The organism is Streptomyces sp. SLBN-8D4, from assembly GCF_049739545.1.
Lineage (GTDB): Bacteria > Actinomycetota > Actinomycetes > Streptomycetales > Streptomycetaceae > Streptomyces > Streptomyces canus_C.
The window spans coordinates 1,268,797-1,282,914 of the sequence record NZ_JBMGQC010000001.1 but is presented as its reverse complement, the minus strand read 5'-3'; the positions used below and the strand labels follow the sequence as shown (position 1 = coordinate 1,282,914).

Below are 14,118 nucleotides of genomic sequence, written 5' to 3'. Positions count from 1 at the left end.
CGACAGGGTGTTCCCCGCGGAGGCGGCGCGTGGTGTCAGACGCCACCGGCGGCCGGTGCCAGGTGCACTTCTGAAGCGGCCTGGGGACCAGTTGGGGACCACACGGTCTGCGCGATATCGCACGGTAGGGTTATTGACGCACAACACACGCCCGGATTGCGTCTGTTATCTGCCGATGATGTAGGTGACTCTCACTCCTGGGGGTCAAGGGGTCGCAGGTTCGAATCCTGTCGTCCCGACGGTACGAAGGGCTTCGCGGGCAACAGCCCGCGAAGCCCTTTTTCGCGTGGGCCCGACCTCACCCGGGATGCCCTGCGACGGGTGAATGTCCGGGAAGCATGGAAAACTGAGTGCGTGGGAGCGCTGCCCATGACCTGCCGAGACATGGTGGTGAGCGCCGTGGTCACAGGTGACAGGAACACCACGAATCCGGCCGCAGGCCGGGTGGATCCGCTCGGGGACCCGTTCTTGCGTACGCGATTCGCGGTGCCGTCGAGGCCCGCCACGTTCCTGCCCCGCCGACGCCTGACCCAGCACCTGGCACAGGGCCTCCGGACGCCGCTGACCATGGTGAACGGTTCGGCCGGCGCGGGGAAGACCCTGTTGGTCGCCGACTGGACCGCGAACCTCGACCGGCCTGTCGCCTGGCTCACCGTCGAGGCGGAGAAACAGCGCCCCGGCACGTTCTGGGCGTACTTCGTCCAGGCTCTCAGCGCCTGTGGCACTCCGCTGTCCGACCGGGTCCACTGCCCGGCGGACCCGAACCGGGTGAGCCGCAAGGTGCTGTCGGAGATCGCCGAGGACCTGGTCGGACGCGACCCGGCCCCGATCGTCGTGCTCGACGAGTTCGACCGGGTGAGCGCGTCCGAGGTGGCGGAGCAGCTGGAGTTCGTGCTGCGGCACGCCGGATCCGGGCTGCGTCTGATCCTCGTCACCCGCAACGAACCGATGCTGTCCCTGCACCGCTACCGAGCCGCCGGAACCCTGACGGAGATCCGTGACGCCGAGCTCGCCCTGAACCCCGAGGAGGCCGCGGCGCTCCTGGAACTGCACGGACTCAGCCTGCCCGCCGACGCGGTGCGCGCCCTCGTGGAGCGCACCCGCGGCTGGGCCGCCGGTCTGCGGCTGTGCGCCCTGGCCGCGCAGGAGAGCCCGGACCCGGAGAGGTACCTCAAGGAGTTCGAGGCAGACCACAGCACGGTCGCCGACTTCCTGCTGGCGGAGGTGCTCAGACGCCAGCCGCCGGCGACGCAGGACCTGCTGCTGCGCGTCAGCGTCCTGGACCGCTTCTGTCCCGACCTGGTGAACCGGCTGACCCACCGGACCGATGCCGCACACATCCTGGCCGAGCTGCACCGCGACAACGCCTTCGTCGAACAGCTGGGACAGGGGTGGTACCGCCTCCATCCGTTGTTCGGGGAGATACTCCAGACCCATCTCCGGGTGCGCCAGCCCGGTCTCGAACCCGATCTGCACCGGTCGGCGGCCCAGTGGATGCGGCGCCGCGGCGCCCTCCCGGAGGCGCTCGCCCACGGGGCCGCCGCCGACGACTGGGGCTTCACCGCCGCCGCTGTCGTCGACGACCTCGCGATCGGACAGTTCTTCACCGGTCTGCGCTCCGACGACCTGAACGAGCTGTTCTCCCGGATGGGGCCCGAGGCCACGGGCCCCGCGACCGAGCTCGTCCGGGCGGCTCGCGATCTCGCCCACAGCGACCTGGACCGGGGTGTGGCCCACCTGCACCACGTCGAGGCATGGCTGTCGGCCGAAACGGAGGATCCGGCGGCCGCCCAGCTGAGCTGGGCCTTCCTGGAGGCGGTGGCCGCCCGGCTGACGGGTTCTCCCGCACGGGCCGAACAGGCCGCCGAGACCGCCGACGAGGTACGGAAGGATGTCCCCCCGCACCTCCTGGACAAACACCCTGAACTGTCCGCCCTGCTGCTGACCCATCTGGGCTCCACACGTCTGTGGGCCGGACGCTACGAGGACGCGAGGGCCGCGCTGTCCGAGGCGGCCGACTGTCCCGGCGGGATCCTGACGATGCTGCCCCGAGAGGAGTCGATGGGCCACCTGGCGTTGATCGACTACCTGGACGGCTGGCCCGGCAGGGCCGAGCGCCAGGCCCTCGCGGCGATGACCGAGACGGAGCGGTTCAGCCTTCCGCAGCCCTCCGGCTCCGGCATCGAACGGCTGGTGCTGGCCGCCGTGGCGGTCGACCGCCACGAACTGGGCCGGGCCCAGGCCCTCCTCGACGAGGCCGACGAGCTCGACCTCGACACCCATGACCCGGTGAAGGCCGCCGGGCGGGCGATCGCCACGTCCCGGCTCCACCTGGCACGGGGCAACGCGCGAGCGGCCATGGACTCGGTGACCCCGGCCCTGATCACCACCGTCGCCTCACCCTGGGCGGACAGCCTGGAGCGGCTGGTCACCTCCGCCGTCCATCTGGCCGAGGGGCGGTCCGAGACGGCCGCCGAAGTGCTCCGGCACCTGCCGGACGACCAGCCGACATGGGCCGTGGAAGCCGCGCGCATCCAGCTCGCCGCGGGCAAGACGGGCGCCGCGATCGACCTTCTCGACAGCGTGCCCGCCGAAAGCCGGCCGGGGCCCGCGGTGACCGTGCGGGCGGCGCTGGTGAGAGCTCAGGCCGCACAGGTGGCGGGTGACACCGATACGGCCCGCAGGCTCGTCGCGCAGGCTCTTCTCCTCGCCCGGCGCGAACGGCTGCGCCGCCCCTTCCTCGACGCCGGGCGCTGGATCAGACCGCTGCTGGCCACGGCGCCCCTGCGGTCGCTGGCCGCCGAATGGCTCGTGCCCGGCCCCGTCCCCGGCAACGGACCGGGCGCGGCCGGCCCGCGTCCCGCGCCGATCGTCGTGCAGGAGCTGAGCGAGCGCGAGCGCGACGTCCTGCAACGGCTGGCGCAGATGATGTCGACGGAGGAAATCGCCGTGGACCTGTACCTCTCGGTGAACACGGTGAAGACCCACCTCAAGAGCCTGTACCGGAAGCTGGCCGTGAACCGCCGCAGTGAGGCCGTGCACCGCGCACGGGACATGCGGCTCCTGTGAGGACACTCCGGGTCGCCCGCGGCGGGTGAGGCGCCGGCCGCCCCGCCGCGCTGACATGGGAGGAGCGGCCGCCTCCACCGCCGCTCCGAACCGACCTGGCGAGATGGTCACCATGCGGCGATGGCGCGCACTGATAGTCCTGGGGACGGCTCAGTTCCTGATGGTCCTGGACACCTCGGTCATGAACGTCTCGATCAGCCAGCTGGTCGAGGACTTCGACACCGAGGTCACCACCATCCAGGCCGTCATCACCCTGTACGCGCTGGTCATGGCCGCCTTCATGGTCATCGGCGGCCGACAGCTGGGCAACGTCGTCCAGTCCAGCGTCGGCGAGGAGGAGCGCAGCGAGGTCGGCGGGCTTCAGTTCACGGCGCAGAACCTGGGCTCCGCGCTGGGCACGGCACTGATCGGGTCGATCCTCCTCGGTGCGCTGGCGCATGCCTTCACCACCCAGGTCGAGGACGATCCACGGCTCTCCGAGGAGGCCCGCACACAGACCGGTGTCGCCCTCGAGTCCGGCATCTCCTTCGTCACCACCGACCAGGTGCGCTCGGCGGCGGCGGAAGCCGGCCTGCCGCCCTCCGAGGTCGACGCCGTCGCGGACTCCTACGCCTCCGCGCAGCTCGACGGTCTCAAGGCGGCGATCCTCGCCACCGGCGGCGTCACGCCGGCCGGTTTCCTCGTCACACCGAACCTCCCGGGCGGCGGGAAGAGCCGTACCGGAGCCCGGGGGAAGACCGCGGCACCGGCCCCCTCGGCCGGACCGACGCGCTGATCCACAGGGAGCACCGATGTCCACGACCGACCACCCGACGGTGCAGGGGACCGACAGCGAGCGCCGGGCCCGCGCCGACTACACCGGCGGCGTCTACGGATCCATGCTCGCGGCCTCCGTGGTGATCGGCGCCGGCGCCCTGGGCTCGTTCCCGCGCCTGGAACTGGTGGTGCTGTTGCTGCTCACCGGTGTGGCGTTCTGGATCGCCCATGTGCACGCCCAGCTGTTCGGCGCGCGGCTGGCACAGCAACCGCTCGACCGTCACGTCGTCTTCCACGCGTGTCGTGAGGAGTGGCCGATCGTCAAGGCCGCCGTACCGCCGGCCGTGGCGGTGGCCGTCAGCCCGCTGCTGGGCCTGGACGTGCAGGGCGCCCTGTGGCTGGCGCTCTCCGTCGCGGTGGCCGGGCAAGTGGCGTGGTCGGTGGCCGCGGCCCGTCGTGCTCACGCCACCTGGCGGCTGGTCGCCATCACCGCCTCGGTCAACCTTCTGCTCGGCCTGCTGATCATCTCCTTCAAGGTGTTCCTGAAGCACTGACCGGGTCGGCGGAGCCGCCGGAGGGCGGATCATCTTCGCAGGGTGAGGCCGCCGGACACGCTCCGAGGGGACCATCGCAGAAGCGGGCACAGACCGCCTTCCCGGCAGCCCGCGGGAGTACAGCCCATGCGCTACGAGATCCGCATCGACGGACACATGTCGGACACCCTGGCCGAAGCCTTTCCCGAGCTGGAACACGTGGTCCTGTCCGGGCAGACCGTCCTGTTCGGCTCCGTCGTCGACGAGGCGCAGCTGTTCGGTCTGCTGGCCCGCTGTCAGTCGCTGGGCCTGCACGTGGTGGAGATGCGGCGGATGCCCGACGAGTGAGCGGACGTGGCCCCCCGAGGCTCACCCGGTGACACTCTTCCGGTCGGCGTAGGACTTGGGCCCTGGCCGACGAGGAACCGCGCAGCCGGGCGAACAGCCCGAGCAGGCCCGGGTCCGTGGTCTCCGGCAGGGCCATGCCCGAACGGGGTGCACGGGCACGGACGCCGGTGCCGACCGCCGCCCGTTCGGCGGGCGACAGAAAGACCGTGGAGGAGATCGGCACGGCCGTGGCGGAACCTCCGGGTTCGATGACGAGGACCGGCATCACGACCGGCGCCCACCTCGGTTCCCGGCCCACCGGCACGGCCCGTGCCGCGGATCACCCGTGACGGGTGACCCGGCCGTGGACCGTGCGCGGGACGCTGGGCCGCGTGAGGGCCTCCGTACCGCCCCGGGCGGTGCGGGGACGACCCATCCGACGGGGCGAGGAGGAACCATGACCGTGCCGCGTGGATCGGCACCGCCCACCGCACCGGAGCGTGACCCCTACGGCGGCGCCTCCGATCGCACGGCCGGCGGCGCGGACGTACTGGGGCGGCTCGGCCGTTCCTGGACCTGGATCCTGGGGTCCGCGATCGCCACGCTCGTGCCGGGCGTCCTCGTGCTGGTCTGGCCGGACGAGACCCTGCAGGTCCTCGCCGTCCTCATCGGCCTGTACCTGCTTGTGACCGGAGCGTTCCGGTTCGTCGCCGTCTTCGCCCGGGGCACGTCCGGCGAACGGCTCCCCGGTCTGCTCATCGCCGTGCTCTACGTCCTCGCCGGGGTGCTGTGTCTGCGCAATCCGCTCCAGACCATCGCCGCGCTCTCCCTGATCGTGGGAGTGGTCTGGCTGGTGTCCGGGATTCTCACCCTCTACACGGCGATCGCCACCGAGGACCTGCCGCACCGTGCCTTCGTGGTGGGCGTGGCGGTGATCGGCATCGTCGCCGGGATCGTGGTGCTGGCCCTGCCGGCCGAGTCGGCCCGTGCGCTGACCCGGCTGCTCGGCCTGTGGCTCGTCCTGCTCGGCCTGTTCGAGTTCGTGCTCGCCCTCGCCTGGCGGGCCGCTCTGCGCAGGTCGGGCCTCACGGACCGCCAGGAGGCACCGGCGGACGTCTGAGACGGAGCCCGGCGCCGCGCAGCCCGCGTTCCGCCGGGCCGTGCTCCGACAACCGACCCGGCCGGGGTGCCCGCTCACCCGCGCCGGGTGAAGCGCCCGCTTCTTGCCGTGGGCACGCTGAGGACGGCAGACAGGCGGCCGGGCGAAGGCCCCGGACGGAGGAGACCGACATGAGTGCGTCCACGTACCTCGCGTACGACTATCCACTGCTGAGCGTCTTCTGGTCCATGCTGTGGTTCTTCCTGTGGATCATGTGGTTCGTCCTGCTCTTCCGGGTAGTCGTCGACATCTTCCGGGACGACGACATGAGCGGCTGGGCCAAGGCCGGCTGGCTGGTGTTCACGATCCTCCTGCCGTTCCTGGGCGTCTTCGTCTACGTCATCGCCCGCGGCAAGCACATGGGCCGTCGTGAGGTCGCCCAGGCGCGGTCACAGCAGCAGGCCTTCGACTCGTACATCCGTGAGACCGCCAAGGGCGGCAGCAGCAGCGTCGACGAACTCGCCAAGCTCTCGGAGATCCGGGCCAAGGGCGACATCACGGACGCGGAGTTCGCCCGGGCGAAGGAGCTGGTCCTGAGCGGCCACGGCTCGGGGACATCCGCCGACGTCGGCGCCACCTCCCGGCGCTGAGCACGCCGGCCGATCGAAACGAGGGGTAAGGATGACCGCCACACACACCGCACACCGGTCCACGGCCAAGCAGGGCTGGGCCTCCGGGACGATGGTCTTCGCGGCCGTCATGCTGATGCTCGCCGGAGTGCTCGACATCTTCCGGGGCATCATGGCCATCGCCGAGGACGACGTCTTCGTCACGACGCGCAACTACGTGTTCAAGTTCGACCTGACCAGCTGGGGCTGGATACACCTCGCCCTGGGAGTGATCGGCGTGCTGGTGAGCCTCGGGCTCTTCCGCGCGGCGACCTGGGCGCGGGTGACCGGGGTGGCCATCGCCGGACTCATCATCATCGCGAACTTCCTCTCCCTGCCGTACTACCCGGTCTGGTCGGTCGTGATGATCGCGTTCTCCGGATTCGTCATCTGGGCCCTGTGCGTGGTCCGGCGCGACGACTCCTTCGCTTCGTTCTGACCGTTGTGCTCGACGGTTCCGGCCGACGGATCGGGCCGGGTGCACCGCACCCGGCCCGATGCCGTACGGGAGCCGCTCGCAGCGGTCAGACCTCCTTGCGCACCAGCCCGTCACAGGCGTCGCCCAGCCTGCTCGCGAGCTGTTCGACACCGAGGGCGTCGAGGCCCCGCTGCCCGGACACCGCGGCCCTGGCAGCCGTGCGGGCGGTGGCGAAGAGGGCCCAGGAGTCGGCCGTGTAGTCGGTCCGGTCCAAGGAGCCCACCGCGTCCAGAGCGGCCCGGACCGGGGCGGTGTCGACCGGCCCGTCCACGTCGCCCGAGATCGCGGTGAAGGCGTCGAGGACGAGCTTCCCGGACTTCAGCGTGAACGTGACCGTGTGCCTGCCGTCGGGCAGGCCGCGCAGTGAGTACGTCGCCTGGCGCTTGTCGGTGGCGGTGGTCCGCGCGTTCCGGGCGACGGGCCGGCCGTCCACCAGGACGTCGAGGACGGCACTCGCGTCGTTGCCGCCGATGACGTCGACGCCCGTGCCGCGGAACGGCACGGTCGCGGTCGCGCCGGCGGTGGTGCTGGTCGACGTCGACCGGTACCAGTTCATCGCGTCGCCGAGGGAGGCGTTCCGGCTCCAGGTGCCGTGGTAGGCGACCGAACCGTCCATGTTGTCGGTCAGCGTGGTGGCGTACGGGGTGTATCCGGTGACCTTCTCGACCTTCAGGTTGTCGAACGCGGTCCGGTGGAAGTCGGTGCCGAGCTTGACGCGCCCCTCGCTCACCGGCGTCGGGTCCTGGTAGCCGGCGACGGCCTGACCGTCGACGTACGCGGTCACGGTCGCGCCCTTGGCCTCGACGGCGAGACGGTAGCCGGCGGACGCGGTGACCGTTCCGGTCCGCAGCGCCGTGCCGTACCGGTAGAAGGTCCAGTTCCCGTCCGGCCCGATCCCGACGCTGTACGCCGCGTCGGTCGCCGCCATGCCCTTCTGCTGGCGTACGCCCAGGGTGGCGAGGCCGCCCTGCGGGTCGGGGAAGGAGACGTCGACCGAGGCCCGGTAGTTCTCCCAACGGAAGTCGCCGACCGTGGTGTTGGGGGTGTTGCGGTTCCAGGCGCCGGTGTCCTTCATGGACTGGTCCAGGTACTGGTACAGCGCGTTGCCGCCGTCGGCGTCCTTGCCGACCTCCCACGCACCGGTCTGGTCGACCAGGTAACGGGGCTGGTTGCCCCGGGACTCGAGGTACGACCGGGACACCTTGCGGGCCCCGTTGTCGGTGCCGACCTGGACCCGGCCCTCCTCCTCGTACCCGAAGTCGTCGGCGTACAGGACGCTGTCGCGGGTGTCGTGCCTCCTGCCGGTCGCGTCGGTGTCGAGCACCGTACGGGCCCCGGCCCCGGGCAGGCGCTGTGTGGTCGCCTTGTCGTGGCTGCGGTCGAGCGTGGTGAACGTGGCGATCGAGCGCGGCTTGACCGTGTAGGTGTAGAAGCCGTCGCCGTCGGGGCGGAGTTCGGCCGCGAGGTGCTTGAAGTTCGCGTCGTAGGCCTGGCCGGGGTCCGCCGCGCGGGTCTCCCAGACCTCCATGGTGGGGTCGTCGCCCAGGTCCATGTGCTCGGCCTTGATCCGGTACGTCTTCGTGCCGTCGCTGTCGTTGACGGCGATCGTGGAGAAGTCCTTCTTCCGCGGTTCGGCGAGCGTCAGGTAGCTGGGCGCGCCGTTCGAGCCGTCGACGTTCTCGGTGCCGCTCACCCCGCTGTGGCTCGCCTCCGGCACGGTGCGCCAGATGCCGGCCGTGTTGGTGTCGTTCTCCCAGCCGGTCTTCGCGAACTGGGTGAAGTGCTGCATCACGTACACGGCGGCGTCGTAGTGGATGCTCCCGGACCACGGGTCGCGCGCGCTGACCAGCTCCTTGTGGCTGTACTGGGCGCCCTCGTAGAAGGCCCCGATCGCGGGCTGGAAGATGTAGTGCGTCCGCTTGGAGTTGGCGTAGCTCTTCACGGAGCGGTTGGCGATGTCGAGCGCGCTCTGCACGCCGCCGATCCCGGTGCTCGCGCCGCCCGGGCCCTCGGTGTTGTTGACGCGGTAGTCCGTCCAGCCGAACGAGCCGACGCCCTCGCTGTACCAGACCTCCTTGTCCTGACCGCGGGCGTTGTCACCGGTCGCCAGCTTCGAGTACGGGCGGTAGGTGGCGCTGTCGGGGGTGCCGTCGAGCCGGTCCTCGGTGGTGTAGTGGTAGCCCACCGCGTCGACCGCGCCGAAGAGTTCGGTGTCCGTGAGCAGCGCCGGACCGATGTTCTTCGTGGTGTTCTCGTCCGAGGCGACGATCTTGATGGCGCGGTACGCCTTCGCGGCCGCCTGTTGCTGATGAGGCGTCAGGTCGTAGCGGGGGTCGGCGAATTCGGTGTCGATCGCCAGTGCGTGCTTGTACCACTTGACGAAGGAGATGTCGGGTTTCGTGGTCTCGTTGGTGTCCGGGTCGACGTAGTCGACCATGTACCCGTACTTCTGGTACGCGTCGAGGATCGTCTCCTTGTACCACTTGTACATCTCGTCGGTGCCGGTGCCCTTGTTCCACTCGGTCTGGACCCACTGGGGCATGACCCAGCGCAGGATCGAGACCTTGAGCCTCGGGTTCACCGTCTTGGCGTCGGCGGCCAGTTGGAAGCCGGGGGAGCGGGACACGTCGGCGAGTTCGTCCGCCGTGCGCATGGTCGCGGGGTCGGAACCGGTCGACGTGTTGGTGTCCGAACCCATCTCGATCTTGACGTGGTTGATCAGCGGGTTCCTCCCGCCGAACAGGACCCTGACGAGCTGCCAGTAACGGCCGGGGTGCTCCGCCTTGTAGTCCATCAGCAGATTGCTCGTGCTGTTGCAGCTGAGCAGACCGAGGCCCTTGTAGGTCAGGCCGTTCACGTTGTCGGCGCGTACGTCACTCCCGTCGACCACGATCTGCACGGGATCGTCCGCGGAGTGGGCGGCGGGTGCCGCGGTCACTCCCGCCGCCAGTGCCATGGTGGTCGCCGCGGCGAGCGAGGCCCACCCGAATCTTCGCTGCATACCCATTCGGGGGACCGTAGGTGGCAAGCGCTTTCTACGTCAATCCCCTTGCGCCACTTGAGATTTGGCGTTTCTCGATGGGCGTGACCTGCCGAAAAACGCATGGACCGCGAGGTGGCCACCGCGGGACACTGCCGAACTCGGACCGCTACTCCCCATACACACAGGGTTAGGATGCAGACGCCTGAGCTGGAGAAAATCGCGCCGCGCCGAGGCGCGGTGCTACTCGCACTTCGTTACTACGGACGGGAGTTGGCCAGGCTTCGCCGGCTGACGGCTCCCGCCATGCTGCTGTTCGCGCTGGGCGGCATCGGTCTCAACTACATCGCCCCCCTCATCGTCGCCAGGCTCGCCGGCGACATCGCCGACGGCGCCGAACTGACCGCCGGGTCGGCACTGCCGTACGTCCTGGGTTTCGCCGGTGTCCTGCTGCTCGCGGAAGCGCTGTGGCGGGTCGCCCTGCACTGTATGAACCGTCTCGACGCCCTCGGCATCGAGCACCTGTACGTGATCGGGATGGACGAACTGTTCGCCAAGGACGCCACGTTCTTCCACGACAACTTCGCAGGGTCACTGACCAAGCGCGTCCTGAGCTTCGCCACCCGTTTCGAGCCGTTCGTCGACACGCTGGCGTTCCAGGTCGTGGGCAACGTCGTGCCGCTGCTGTTCGGCTCGGTGGTGCTGTGGCACTACGAACCCCTGCTCGTCGTAGGGCTGTTGACGATGATCGTCGTGACGGCGCTGTGCGCGGCGCCCCTCATCCGGCGCCGCCAGGCCCTGGTCGCCGAGCGCGAGGCGGCGGTCGCCCGGGTGTCCGGGCACGTCGCCGACAGCCTGATGAACATGGACACCGTCCGGGCGTTCGGCGCCGAGGCCCGCGAAGCCGCCGAGCACCGCTCCCGCGTCGCGGTCTCACGCCGGCTCACGCTCAGGTCCTGGGACTACGGCAATCTGCGCATCGACACCTTCGTCGCGCCGATGTCCGTGCTGACCAACGCCCTGGGGCTGCTGCTCGCGGTCGCCCTCGGTGGGGGCGAGCACGGCGTCGAGGCGGTCGTGGTCGCCTTCACCTACTACTCCAACGCGACCCGGATCATGTTCGAGTTCAACCAGATCTACCGTCGCCTGGAGAGCTCGATGACGGAGGCCGCTCAGTTCACCGAACTGCTGCTGACCCCGCCGACCGTGCTCGACCCGCCGTCGCCCGAGCCACTGCTGCCCGGAGCCGCCGAAGTCCGCTTCGAGCGGGTGGACTTCGCCCACGCGGGCGCCGAGCGGCTCTTCGAGGGGCTCGACCTGGTCGTGCCCGGCGGGACGAAGGTGGGGCTCGTCGGCCGGTCCGGCGGCGGCAAGACCACCCTCACCCGGTTGCTGCTGCGGATGCAGGACATCGACGGCGGCCGGATCCTGATCGGCGGACAGGACATCAGCCGGCTGCGCCAGACCGACCTGCGCAGTCTGATGGCGTACGTCCCGCAGGACCCGGCGATGTTCCACCGCACGCTGCGGGACAACATCGCCTTCGCCCGGCCGGATGCCACGGAGGCCGAGATCCGCCGCGCGGCCGAGGCGGCCCACGTCACGGAGTTCGCCGACGCACTGCCGGAGGGCTTCGACACCCTCGTGGGCGAGCGCGGCGTCAAGCTGTCCGGCGGACAGCGCCAGCGTGTGGCCCTCGCCCGGGCGATCCTGCGCGACGCGCCGATCCTGCTGCTCGACGAGGCGACCAGTGCGCTGGACTCGGAGAGCGAGATCCTGGTCCAGGAGGCGCTGTGGCGGCTCATGGAGGGACGGACGGCGCTCGTGGTGGCGCACCGGCTGAGCACGGTCGCGGGCATGGACCAGCTCGTCGTCCTCGACCGCGGGCGGATCGTGGAGCAGGGCAGCCATCAGGAACTGCTCGCGCTGGACGGGCCGTACGCCAAGCTGTGGCACCACCAGTCGGGGGGATTCCTCGAAGACGACCCGGTGGAGGCCGAGTTGCACTGAACGGGGCGTCCTGTGCGGAGTGCCGCCCGGACCGGTGAGCAGTGGCGCCGACGGTGCCAAGGGTCTTCGCGGACGTGAGTCCGCGGGGGCCCTTCGACCGGCTGCGCCACCCGGTGGTCACCCCGTGGGGCGTCCTCCTGTCACCGAGACTCCCCGTCGGCGCAGGAGGCCCGTCTCATGGCCGAAACACCTACGGTGAAGCTGTCTCCACTACCCCCATCTTCAAATCGTAAGCACATATTCCACACATGCCCCCTTGCAGACGGGTCTCGATGGTCTAGATTGACCTTGCTGCCCATGGTGGGACACGGGGCAACAAATAGTGATCTATGGGTCCGGTGCTGCCTATACCGAGCAGAAACGTCTCGGCGCCGGGCTCGGGGGTGAGGGGTTCTTGGAGCCCGAGGGGGGCTTCGGGTGCAGGGGGCATCCGAGGTTTCAGTGGGTTCCCGAACGGCTCGAGAGTCTGGCGAAGCGTCTAAGTCTGCTGCTTCCTAGGTCGGTTCTTTACGCAATGTTGACCTAGGCATGTCATGTGCGAGGGGTTGTGCCTCCCGCAAGCAAAAGGAACAGCGCGCGACGCAGGGCGGGGGGTCCTGCGAGGAACGTGGCGGGAGGCGGGGGCCTCCCGGGGGGAGGAACGATGTCCGGCAACCACGTCGTACCACTGGGGACCGGGGGGGACCTGTGCGGGAGGGGGGCATAGTCAGCCCCGTTCCGTCGGCGCACGAGCGTCTGACGGACGGGGCGATCGGCCAGTCGGCGAACGACTGGGAGCAGCGGTACCGCCGTACCGTGATCACCAGCGACACCGTGACCACCGCCTTCGTGGTGGCGGCCATCGGCGAGTTCTTCGGGGCCCGGGACGCGGCCAACTGGCACGAGAAGTGGGGAATACTCGCATTCGGCACCGAGCTGCTGGTGCTGGGAGCGTTCGGCGTGAGCCGGGCGTGGGTTCCGGCCGTTCTCGGCCAAGGTGCCGAGGAATTCCGTCGGCTGGGGCGCTCGCTGTTCGCGGCGACCGTCGTGCTGGCGCTCGGCGGGATCGCCCTCACCTCGCGCAATATCAAGCTCTGGATCTTCGTCGCGATCCCCGCGATCGCGCTCGTCACCATGACCGCGCGGTATCTGCTCCGCCTCGGGCTGCACAAACAGCGCAAGGAAGGGCAGTGTCTGAGACCGGTGCTCGCTGCCGGGAGCCCGGCCACCGTGCGCGACCTGATCAGCCGCACCCGTAAGTTCCCGCACCTCGGATGGCGGGTGGACGGGGTGTGCACGACGGACGGGCGTGGGCTCGACGGAGACGAACTGGACGGAGTGCCGGTCCTCGGCCAGCTGACGGATGTCGCCAAGTACGTGGAGAACGACGGCTATCGGGTCGTCGCGATCACACCGGACCCGTACTGGACACCGGACCGGCTGCAGCGGCTGGCCTGGAACCTGGAGGGCAGCGATGCCGAGATGGTCGTGGCTCCGGTGCTGATGGAGGTGGCCGGCCCGCGGCTGCACGTCGACGCCGTGCTCGGGATTCCGCTGCTGCGGGTCAGCATGCCGGCGTTCACCGGGGGCCGCCGGGCGATCAAGGCGGTCGCCGACCGGTTGGGCTCGGCGATCCTGCTGATCCTGTTCGCGCCGCTGATGCTCTTCGTCGCACTGCTCGTCGTGACGGACAGCCGGGGCGGGGCGTTCTACCGCCAGCGCAGGGTCGGCAAGGACGGCCGCGAGTTCACCATCCTCAAGTTCCGCACCATGGTCGTGGGGGCCGACCTGGCACGTGCCGAGTTGGCCGACCGCAACGAGGGTGCGGGGCTGCTGTTCAAGATGCGCCGGGATCCGCGGGTGACCCGGGTGGGAACGGTGCTGCGGCGGTACTCGCTCGACGAACTCCCGCAGCTGTTCAACGTACTCACCGGATCGATGTCGCTCGTCGGTCCGCGCCCTCCGCTGCCGGAGGAGTCCGCCGCGTACGGCCCGGACATCCGGCGGCGACTGCTGGTCAAGCCCGGCCTCACCGGCCTGTGGCAGATCAGCGGACGCAGCGACCTGCCGTGGGAGGAGGCCGTCCGCCTCGACCTGCGGTACGTGGAGGACTGGTCGCTCGCCCTGGACGCGGTGATCTTGTGGAAGACGCTGCGCGCGGTGCTCTACGGCCACGGGGCCTACTGATGTGCGGGGGACGCCGTCCGGACGGCGGGCAT

Annotated in this window: 10 protein-coding genes and 1 pseudogene; 10 read left to right on the top strand and 1 reads right to left on the bottom strand. The window is 70.0% G+C overall.

What is annotated here, in order from left to right; translation table 11 throughout:
* Window positions 1-384 precede the first annotated feature (384 nt).
* From RKD20_RS05910 to RKD20_RS05875, 8 genes and pseudogenes are all read left to right on the top strand, one after another.
* On the top strand, window positions 385-3,069 hold the full coding sequence (locus tag RKD20_RS05910; RefSeq protein WP_424883154.1) for a LuxR C-terminal-related transcriptional regulator: 2,685 nt from the start codon (window positions 385-387) through the stop codon (window positions 3,067-3,069).
* 298 nt (window positions 3,070-3,367) lie between these two features.
* A pseudogene (locus RKD20_RS05905) lies at window positions 3,368-3,844 on the top strand (MFS transporter); the annotation flags it as partial.
* Window positions 3,845-3,860: 16 nt separating this feature from the next.
* Window positions 3,861-4,379 carry a hypothetical protein gene (locus RKD20_RS05900; RefSeq protein WP_424876743.1) on the top strand — a complete coding sequence of 173 codons (519 nt, stop codon included), beginning with the start codon at window positions 3,861-3,863 and terminating at the stop codon, window positions 4,377-4,379.
* Window positions 4,380-4,505: 126 nt separating this feature from the next.
* Window positions 4,506-4,706 carry a hypothetical protein gene (locus RKD20_RS05895; protein WP_424876742.1) on the top strand — a complete coding sequence of 67 codons (201 nt, stop codon included), beginning with the start codon at window positions 4,506-4,508 and terminating at the stop codon, window positions 4,704-4,706.
* Between the two features lie 134 nt (window positions 4,707-4,840).
* Complete coding sequence (locus RKD20_RS05890; protein ID WP_424876741.1) at window positions 4,841-5,035, top strand: hypothetical protein; 195 nt, start codon at window positions 4,841-4,843, stop codon at window positions 5,033-5,035.
* A 107-nt stretch (window positions 5,036-5,142) separates the two neighbouring features.
* Window positions 5,143-5,805, top strand: coding sequence for a DUF308 domain-containing protein (locus tag RKD20_RS05885; RefSeq protein ID WP_424876740.1), 663 nt, complete (start codon window positions 5,143-5,145; stop codon window positions 5,803-5,805).
* 170 nt (window positions 5,806-5,975) lie between these two features.
* Window positions 5,976-6,434 carry an SHOCT domain-containing protein gene (locus RKD20_RS05880; protein ID WP_424876739.1) on the top strand — a complete coding sequence of 153 codons (459 nt, stop codon included), beginning with the start codon at window positions 5,976-5,978 and terminating at the stop codon, window positions 6,432-6,434.
* Between the two features lie 31 nt (window positions 6,435-6,465).
* On the top strand, window positions 6,466-6,891 hold the full coding sequence (locus RKD20_RS05875) for a DUF7144 family membrane protein (RefSeq protein ID WP_424876738.1): 426 nt from the start codon (window positions 6,466-6,468) through the stop codon (window positions 6,889-6,891).
* Between the two features lie 85 nt (window positions 6,892-6,976).
* Here RKD20_RS05875 and RKD20_RS05870 read toward each other — a convergent pair whose 3' ends face one another.
* On the bottom strand, window positions 6,977-9,937 hold the full coding sequence (locus RKD20_RS05870; RefSeq protein ID WP_424876737.1) for a GH59 galactosidase: 2,961 nt from the start codon (window positions 9,935-9,937) through the stop codon (window positions 6,977-6,979).
* 168 nt (window positions 9,938-10,105) lie between these two features.
* Between RKD20_RS05870 and RKD20_RS05865 the strand changes: the two genes are divergently transcribed.
* The gene (locus tag RKD20_RS05865) at window positions 10,106-11,920 is read left to right on the top strand and encodes an ABC transporter ATP-binding protein (protein ID WP_424876736.1); all 1,815 of its coding nucleotides are present in this window, start codon (window positions 10,106-10,108) and stop codon (window positions 11,918-11,920) included.
* A 795-nt stretch (window positions 11,921-12,715) separates the two neighbouring features.
* Window positions 12,716-14,086, top strand: a complete 1,371-nt coding sequence (locus RKD20_RS05860; RefSeq protein WP_424883153.1) for a sugar transferase — start codon at window positions 12,716-12,718, stop codon at window positions 14,084-14,086.
* Window positions 14,087-14,118 lie beyond the last annotated feature (32 nt).

Excerpts from the sequence above, each read along its gene's own strand:
- RKD20_RS05910 (WP_424883154.1), top strand. The coding sequence starts at position 385 with ATGGTGGTGAGCGCCGTGGTCACAGGTGACAGGAACACCACGAATCCG.
- RKD20_RS05900 (WP_424876743.1), top strand. The coding sequence starts at position 3,861 with ATGTCCACGACCGACCACCCGACGGTGCAGGGGACCGACAGCGAGCGC.
- RKD20_RS05895 (WP_424876742.1), top strand. The coding sequence starts at position 4,506 with ATGCGCTACGAGATCCGCATCGACGGACACATGTCGGACACCCTGGCC.
- RKD20_RS05890 (WP_424876741.1), top strand. The coding sequence starts at position 4,841 with ATGCCCGAACGGGGTGCACGGGCACGGACGCCGGTGCCGACCGCCGCC.
- RKD20_RS05885 (WP_424876740.1), top strand. The coding sequence starts at position 5,143 with ATGACCGTGCCGCGTGGATCGGCACCGCCCACCGCACCGGAGCGTGAC.
- RKD20_RS05880 (WP_424876739.1), top strand. The coding sequence starts at position 5,976 with ATGAGTGCGTCCACGTACCTCGCGTACGACTATCCACTGCTGAGCGTC.
- RKD20_RS05875 (WP_424876738.1), top strand. The coding sequence starts at position 6,466 with ATGACCGCCACACACACCGCACACCGGTCCACGGCCAAGCAGGGCTGG.
- RKD20_RS05870 (WP_424876737.1), bottom strand. The coding sequence starts at position 9,937 with ATGGGTATGCAGCGAAGATTCGGGTGGGCCTCGCTCGCCGCGGCGACC.
- RKD20_RS05865 (WP_424876736.1), top strand. The coding sequence starts at position 10,106 with ATGCAGACGCCTGAGCTGGAGAAAATCGCGCCGCGCCGAGGCGCGGTG.